Below are 7451 nucleotides of genomic sequence, written 5' to 3'. Positions count from 1 at the left end.
CGCAGACCTGGACGGCGACGGCAGGCCGGAAACCGTCGCCGCGGTCCACTGCGACGCCCCCATGGGCACCCCACCCGACGGCGTCTACGTCCTCACCCAGGCCGCCGACGCAACGAGTCCACGAGTCGTGGCCACCCTGATCGACCCCAAGGAGCGCCGCACCGTCACCGCCTTGACCGCCGACGACGGCACCGTCCTCGCCGACTACCTCGGCTACTCCTCGGCCGACGTGCCCAGTTGCTGCCCGGACGTGAAGGAGAGCGCCAAGTGGCAGTGGAAGGACGACACGTTCATCCGCTCGACACCCGCAGGCGCCCACACCGTCTGAACCCGGCCACCGGCGGCTGTGAGAAATCAGACAGCCGTCACAGTGCGTGCGTACCGACTCACTCCGCGTCCGGACCGTAGACCTCGACCCTGTCCGAAACCCGTCGCACATGGATGCAGTCGCCCGGACACTCCCGCGCCGAGTCCACCACATCGGTCAGCAACGGCAGCGGGACCGGCGCCGTGGCCCCCTTGGCCTGCAGAAGCTCGTCATCAGACGTCTTCACATACGCCAGACCGTCGATGTCCAGCTCGAACACCTCCGGCGCGTACTGCGCGCAGATGCCGTCGCCGGTACAGAGATCCTGGTCGATCCAGACCTCCAGCGCCTCGCCGCCGACACCGGCCTCCTGCTGTACGCCCATATCTCCTGCCGAATGTTTGCCGAGCCGCACGGGAACGATGCAGGCTCTGACGGGTGTTGAACACTTCGACCCTACCTCCGGCAGCTTTCCAATCATGTTCGGTGGGTATTCCCCTGGCGTGAGGGAGAGCGCAAGGGTGAAGATCGGACACACCCCGACAGTCTTTGTGATCTAGGGGTTTCAATCGACACCCACCCAGGTAGGGTCTGGAAGCGTCCAGCTCCCCTTGGAGGAGGTGAGGACCGTGGCAGCCCACGACGACGACATGAACCGCGGCATCCGCCCGGGACGAGGGTCCGACGACCCCGCCGGGCAGATTGCCTACCTTGAGCAGGAGATCGCCGTCCTGCGACGTAAGCTCGCCGACTCTCCGCGACACACGAGGATTCTCGAAGAGCGGATCGTCGAGCTGCAGACCAATCTGGCCGGCGTGTCCGCCCAGAACGAGCGACTGGCCAACACACTCCGTGAGGCCCGCGACCAGATCGTGGCCCTCAAAGAAGAAGTCGACCGGCTCGCACAGCCCCCGGCCGGCTTCGGTGTCTTCCTCCAGGCCAACGAGGACGGCACCGCCGACATCTTCACCGGAGGCCGCAAACTCCGCGTGAACGTCAGCCCCGGCGTCGAGCTCGAAGAGCTCCGGCGCGGCCAGGAACTGATGCTCAACGAAGCACTCAACGTGGTCGAGGCCATGGAGTACGAGAGCGTCGGCGACATCGTCACCCTCAAGGAGATCCTCGAGGACGGCGAGCGAGCCCTCGTGCAGGGGCACACCGACGAGGAACGGGTGGTACGGCTCGCCGAACCACTGCTGGACGTCGTCATCCGACCCGGCGACGCCCTGCTCCTCGAACCCCGCTCCGGCTACGTCTACGAGGTGGTCCCCAAGAGCGAGGTCGAGGAACTCGTCCTCGAAGAGGTCCCCGACATCGGCTACGAGCAGATCGGCGGTCTCGGCGGCCAGATCGAGGCCATCCGCGACGCGGTCGAGCTGCCCTACCTCTACCCCGACCTGTTCAAGGAGCACGAGCTGCGGCCGCCCAAGGGCGTCCTGCTGTACGGGCCCCCCGGATGCGGCAAGACACTCATCGCCAAGGCCGTCGCCAACTCGCTGGCCAAAAAGGTCGCCGAGGTGACCGGACAGGCCACCGGCAAGAGCTTCTTCCTCAACATCAAGGGCCCCGAGCTACTGAACAAGTACGTCGGCGAGACCGAGCGGCAGATCCGCCTGGTCTTCCAGCGTGCTCGTGAGAAGGCCAGCGAGGGCACCCCCGTCATCGTCTTCTTCGACGAGATGGAGTCCCTCTTCCGCACCCGCGGATCCGGTGTCAGCTCGGACGTGGAGAACACCATCGTCCCCCAGCTGCTCGCCGAGATCGACGGCGTGGAAGGCCTCCAGAACGTGGTCGTGATCGGTGCCTCCAACCGAGAGGACATGATCGACCCGGCCATCCTGCGACCCGGCCGGCTCGACGTGAAGATCAAGATCGAGCGTCCCGACGCCGAAGCGGCCAAGGACATCTTCGGCAAGTACCTCACCGAGCGACTGCCGCTCCACTCCGACGACGTCGGCGAACACGGCGGCGACCGCACCACCACCGTCCAGAGCATGATCCAGACGGCAGTGGAACACATGTACGCCGAATCCGAGGAAAACCGCTTCCTGGAAGTCACCTACGCCAACGGCGACAAGGAAGTCCTCTACTTCAAGGACTTCAACTCCGGCGCCATGATCGAAAACATCGTGGGCCGCGCCAAGAAAATGGCGATCAAGGACTTCCTCGAGAAGAACCAGAAAGGCCTCCGCGTCTCCCACCTCCTCCAGGCATGCGTGGACGAGTTCAAGGAGAACGAGGACCTGCCGAACACCACCAACCCCGACGACTGGGCCCGCATCTCCGGAAAGAAGGGCGAGCGGATCGTCTACATCCGCACCCTGATCACCGGAAAGCAAGGCTCCGACACCGGACGCTCCATCGACACGGTGGCAAACACCGGACAGTACCTGTAAAACCAGGGCGGCTGCGGGTCCCCTTTCACGGGTACCCGCAGCCGACTGCTTTTCGGGCCACGGCTGGAGCAGGCAATGACGCAAATGATCTCCCCACCAGCACAGAGGCGTTCTAGGCTCTTGCGTACCGCCGGGCGCAGTGCGGGCACGGGCACCGCACACGCACCGGAGCACCCGCGGTACTTGAGCGGCGCCCACGACCGAGGGCGCCGCCGGGCAAGGAGGGCCGCATGACCGTACGGCGAGTAATGGGCATCGAGACGGAGTACGGGATCTCCGTCCCCGGTCACCCGAACGCCAATGCCATGCTCACCTCGTCCCAGATCGTCAACGCCTACGCGGCGGCGATGCACCGGGCCCGCCGGGCCCGCTGGGACTTCGAGGAGGAGAACCCGCTGCGCGACGCACGAGGCTTCGACCTCGCCCGCGAAGTCGCCGACTCCAGCCAGCTCACCGACGAGGACATCGGCCTCGCCAACGTGATCCTCACCAACGGCGCCCGCCTCTACGTCGACCACGCCCACCCCGAGTACAGCTCGCCCGAGGTCACCAACCCGCGCGACGCCGTCCTCTGGGACAAGGCAGGCGAACGGATCATGGCCGAGGCCGCCGAGCGCGCCGCCGCACTCCCCGGCGCCCAGCCGATCCACCTCTACAAGAACAACACCGACAACAAGGGCGCCTCCTACGGCACCCACGAGAACTACCTGATGAAGCGGGAGACCGCCTTCTCGGACATCGTGCGCCACCTCACGCCGTTCTTCGTCTCCCGCCAGGTCTTCACCGGAGCCGGCCGCGTCGGCATCGGCCAGGACGGACACGAGCACGGCTTCCAGCTCAGCCAGCGCGCGGACTACTTCGAGGTCGAGGTCGGCCTGGAGACCACCCTCAAGCGCCCGATCATCAACACCCGCGACGAACCGCACGCCGACGCCGAGAAATACCGCCGACTCCACGTGATCATCGGCGACGCCAACCTCTCGGAGATCTCCACCTACCTCAAACTCGGCACCACGGCCCTCGTGCTGTCCATGATCGAAGACGGCTTCATCGCCGTCGACCTGGCCGTGGACCAGCCCGTCCGCACCCTCCACCAGGTCTCCCACGACCCCACCCTCAAGCGCCTCGTCACGCTGCGCAGCGGCCGCACACTCACCGCGGTCCAACTGCAGATGGAGTACTTCGAGCTGGCCCGCAAATACGTGGAGGAGCGCTACGGCGCCGACGCCGACGACCAGACCAAGGACGTCCTGATCCGCTGGGAGGACACCCTCACCCGCCTGGAGACCGACCCCATGAGCCTGGCCGGCGAACTGGACTGGGTCGCCAAGCGCGAGCTGATGGAGGGCTACCGGCGCCGCGACAGCCTGGACTGGGACGCCGCCCGCCTGCACCTCGTCGACCTCCAGTACGCCGACGTACGGCCCGACAAGGGCCTCTACAACCGTCTGGTGGCCCGCGGGCGCGTGAAGCGGCTCCTGGACGAGACGGAGGTCGAGCGGGCCGTGGGCAAGCCCCCGGAGGACACCCGCGCGTACTTCCGCGGCCGGTGCCTGGAGCAGTACGCCGACGACGTCGCGGCGGCCTCCTGGGACTCGGTCATCTTCGATCTGCCGGGCCGCGACAGCCTCCAGCGCGTTCCAACCCTGGAACCGCTTCGCGGAACGCGAAATCACGTCAAGGCGCTGCTGGACCGCTGCCGTACGGCAGAAGACCTGGTCAGGGTCTTGTCGGGCGGCTGAGTGGGTACTCGGCCGCACCTGGGCGCCCGGGGTGGAAATCCCCGTGTCCGGGAATCATCGAGGTGGCACCCGCACGTTGCATCAACTGCGGGGCCGATGTCGGACCCGGCTTGTAGGGTCTGATCATCACCGATCGGCAGGATGCCGACCTGTCGACCATGTCGGGCGAACTGAGCGGGGTGAGGGTTATGGCGACCAAGGACACCGGCGGCGGCCAGCAGAAGGCGACGCGCTCCACCGAGGAGGTCGAGGAGCAGGCGGCCGAGACGCAGGCTTCGGAGGACCTCAAGGAGCGTCAGGAGAAGCTGAGCGACGACGTGGACTCGGTTCTTGACGAGATTGACGATGTCCTCGAGGAAAATGCAGAGGACTTCGTTCGAAGTTTCGTTCAGAAGGGCGGCGAGTAGCCTTCGATTCGAAGGATTCGGAGGCGCCGAACTTGTCAACGGAAGAGAGTGTGAAGCGTTGCTCGCGGTGCAAGGAGTCGAAGCCGCGAGCAGCCTTCGCCAGTAACGCGGCAGCCCGAGACGGGTTACAGGCCTACTGTCGGGAGTGCTGGGCGGCTTATCACCAGGCCCGGCAGCTGGCGAAGGGAAGGAACGTGCGGCCGCGCGTGGAGACGCCGGAGGGCCACAAGTTCTGCCGCAACTGTGAGGAGATCAAGCCGCACAGTGAGTGGCACCGCAACGCGACGGCTTCCGACGGCCTTGCGACCTGTTGCAAAGCATGCAAAGCCGTCAAGGGAAGACGGGGGCACCTGAAGCGCCAGTACGGCATGACAGAAGCCGATCGCGACGCCCTGGTCGCCTCTCAAAGAGGGCTCTGCGTGATCTGCCTGAAAGCCCCGGCCGTCCATGTGGATCACTGCCACGAGACGGGTAGGGTCCGTGGCGTACTGTGCTTCAACTGCAATTCGGCCATCGGCAAGTTGGGAGACGACCCCGACGCAGTTCGTCGGGCAGCCGCCTACCTGGAGGGAACTTCGTGGAAGCCAACACTCGTAGCACCGGGCGTCTACCAGCTGCCTTCCTGACGCCTGGGTCCTCGTCCTTCATGGACTTCCTGTCCGAGCACCAGCCGGAGATCCTGCCCGGCAACCGGCAACTCCCGCCGATGCAGGGCGTGATCGAGGCGCCGCACGGGACGACGATCGTGGCGGTGACCTTCCCCGGCGGTGTGGTGCTCGCCGGTGACCGTCGCGCCACGATGGGCAATGTCATCGCGCAGCGTGACATCGAGAAGGTGTTCCCGGCGGACGAGTACTCGGCTGTCGGGATCGCCGGTACCGCCGGTCTGGCTGTCGAGATGGTGAAGCTCTTCCAGTTGGAGCTGGAGCACTTCGAGAAGGTCGAGGGTGCGCAGCTGTCGCTGGAGGGTAAGGCGAACCGGCTGTCGACGATGATCCGGTCCAATCTGGGCATGGCGATGCAGGGCTTGGCCGTGGTGCCGCTGTTCGCGGGGTTCGATGTGGACCGTGACAGGGGTCGGATCTTCTCCTACGACGTCACCGGTGGTCGCTCGGAGGAGCACAACTTCGCGGCGACCGGTTCGGGCTCGGTGTTCGCGCGCGGTGCGATGAAGAAGCTGTACCGCCGTGATCTGAGTGAGGAGGAGGCCACGACGCTGGTGGTCCAGGCTCTTTACGACGCGGCTGACGACGACTCGGCGACGGGTGGCCCCGATGTCGCTCGCCGGATCTACCCCATCGTCACTGTGATCACCGACGACGGTTTCCGTCGGCTCACCGACGACGAGTCTTCCGAGATCGCCCGTTCGGTGCTGGCGCGCCGTCTTGAGCAGCCGGACGGTCCGCGGGCCGCGCTGCTGTAGTCGGCCGTGTCTTTGGCATGGTGATCGAGTGACTTCCACAGAAAGGGACGGATAACCGGTGTCGACGCCGTTCTATGTGTCACCCCAGCAGGCGATGGCCGACCGCGCGGAGTATGCGCGTAAGGGCATTGCCCGTGGTCGCAGCCTGGTCGTGCTTCAGTACGCCGACGGCATCGTGTTCGTCGGTGAGAACCCGTCCCGTGCGCTGCACAAGTTCAGCGAGATCTACGACCGGATCGGTTTCGCGGCCGCCGGTAAGTACAACGAGTACGAGAATCTGCGGATCGGTGGTGTGCGGTACGCGGATCTTCGTGGTTACACCTATGACCGTGATGATGTGACCGCGCGTGGTCTGGCCAACGTCTATGCGCAGACGCTGGGCACCATTTTCTCTTCGGCCGGTGAGAAGCCGTACGAGGTGGAGCTGGTGGTGGCGGAGGTCGGTGGGACGCCGGACGGGGACCAGATCTATCGGCTGCCGCACGACGGGTCGATCGTGGATGAGCACGGTTCGGTCGCGGTGGGTGGCAATGCCGAGCAGATCAGTAGTTATCTGGATCAGCGGCATCGGGACGGGATGAGTCTGGCCGAGGCTCTGAAGCTGGCTGTCCAGGCTCTGTCGCGGGATACGAACGGTACGCAGCGGGAGATTCCGGCGGAGCGTCTGGAGGTCGCGGTGCTGGATCGTACGCGGCCGCAGTCGCGGAAGTTCAAGCGGATCGTCGGTGGGCAGTTGGGGCGGCTGCTGGAGACGGACGGGGCGTCGACCGAGGCGGAGAGTGCCGAGGAGCCCGACGAGTCGGACGAGGCCGAGAAGAAGTAGCCTGACCCGTTTCGCCTGTGCCCCGGCCGGTTCCACGGTCGGGGCACAGATGTGTTCTCAGGCCCTGGGTGGGGCTGTGGAGCCCCGGACGACCAGTTCGACGGGGATCTGGCCCTCTTCGGGGGTGCGGCCTTCCAGGACGGCGAGGAGGGCGTGCATGCCTCGTTCTCCGAAGAGTTCGGCGTCCAGTCGTACGGTCGTGAGTTCGGGGTCGAGTGCGGCGGCCAGGGCGATGTCGTCCACGCCGGTGACGGAGACGTCGTCGGGGACCCGCAGTCCGCGTCGTCGTAGGGCTTTGTAGACGCCGGCGGCGAGTTTGTCGTCGTCGCAGACGATGGCGGTGGGTGGGGGGC

The 7451-nt window shown here is 66.0% G+C and carries 8 protein-coding genes and 1 pseudogene; 7 read left to right on the top strand and 2 right to left on the bottom strand.

Going from position 1 to position 7451, the window contains the following annotated elements:
* Window positions 1–328: pseudogene (locus BZL64_RS25910) on the top strand (hypothetical protein); the annotation flags it as partial.
* Between the two features lie 58 nt (window positions 329–386).
* On the opposite strand, the gene BZL64_RS25905 reads toward BZL64_RS25910, so the two are convergent.
* A complete protein-coding gene (locus BZL64_RS25905; protein ID WP_086771598.1) occupies window positions 387–692 on the bottom strand; it encodes a ferredoxin in 306 nt (101 codons plus the stop codon).
* Window positions 693–936: 244 nt separating this feature from the next.
* Here BZL64_RS25905 and arc point away from each other — a divergent pair, with 244 nt between their 5' ends.
* From arc to prcA, 6 genes are all read left to right on the top strand, one after another.
* Window positions 937–2703: a proteasome ATPase gene (gene arc / locus BZL64_RS25900; protein ID WP_086771597.1), complete on the top strand. Its 1767-nt coding sequence runs from the start codon at window positions 937–939 to the stop codon at window positions 2701–2703.
* Window positions 2704–2933: 230 nt separating this feature from the next.
* A complete protein-coding gene (gene dop, locus BZL64_RS25895; RefSeq protein ID WP_341868830.1) occupies window positions 2934–4445 on the top strand; it encodes a depupylase/deamidase Dop in 1512 nt (503 codons plus the stop codon).
* 188 nt (window positions 4446–4633) lie between these two features.
* Window positions 4634–4852 (top strand): ubiquitin-like protein Pup, encoded by a 219-nt coding sequence (locus BZL64_RS25890; RefSeq protein ID WP_030955201.1) that lies wholly within the window; start codon window positions 4634–4636, stop codon window positions 4850–4852.
* Window positions 4853–4884: 32 nt separating this feature from the next.
* On the top strand, window positions 4885–5478 hold the full coding sequence (locus BZL64_RS25885) for an endonuclease VII domain-containing protein (protein ID WP_086771595.1): 594 nt from the start codon (window positions 4885–4887) through the stop codon (window positions 5476–5478).
* On the top strand, window positions 5430–6275 hold the full coding sequence (gene prcB / locus BZL64_RS25880; RefSeq protein ID WP_086771594.1) for a proteasome subunit beta: 846 nt from the start codon (window positions 5430–5432) through the stop codon (window positions 6273–6275). Before BZL64_RS25885 ends, prcB begins: the two co-directional genes overlap by 49 nt.
* 58 nt (window positions 6276–6333) lie before the next feature.
* Window positions 6334–7098 carry a proteasome subunit alpha gene (gene prcA / locus BZL64_RS25875; protein WP_086771593.1) on the top strand — a complete coding sequence of 255 codons (765 nt, stop codon included), beginning with the start codon at window positions 6334–6336 and terminating at the stop codon, window positions 7096–7098.
* 57 nt (window positions 7099–7155) lie between these two features.
* Here prcA and BZL64_RS25870 read toward each other — a convergent pair.
* Window positions 7156–7451: substrate-binding domain-containing protein (locus tag BZL64_RS25870; RefSeq protein ID WP_158101563.1), on the bottom strand; the 296-nt coding region annotated here is incomplete at its 5' end.

It is taken from the genome of Streptomyces bobili, assembly GCF_002154575.1.
Taxonomy (GTDB): Bacteria; Actinomycetota; Actinomycetes; order Streptomycetales; family Streptomycetaceae; genus Streptomyces; species Streptomyces bobili.
This window is presented reverse-complemented; position numbering and strand designations above follow the sequence as displayed.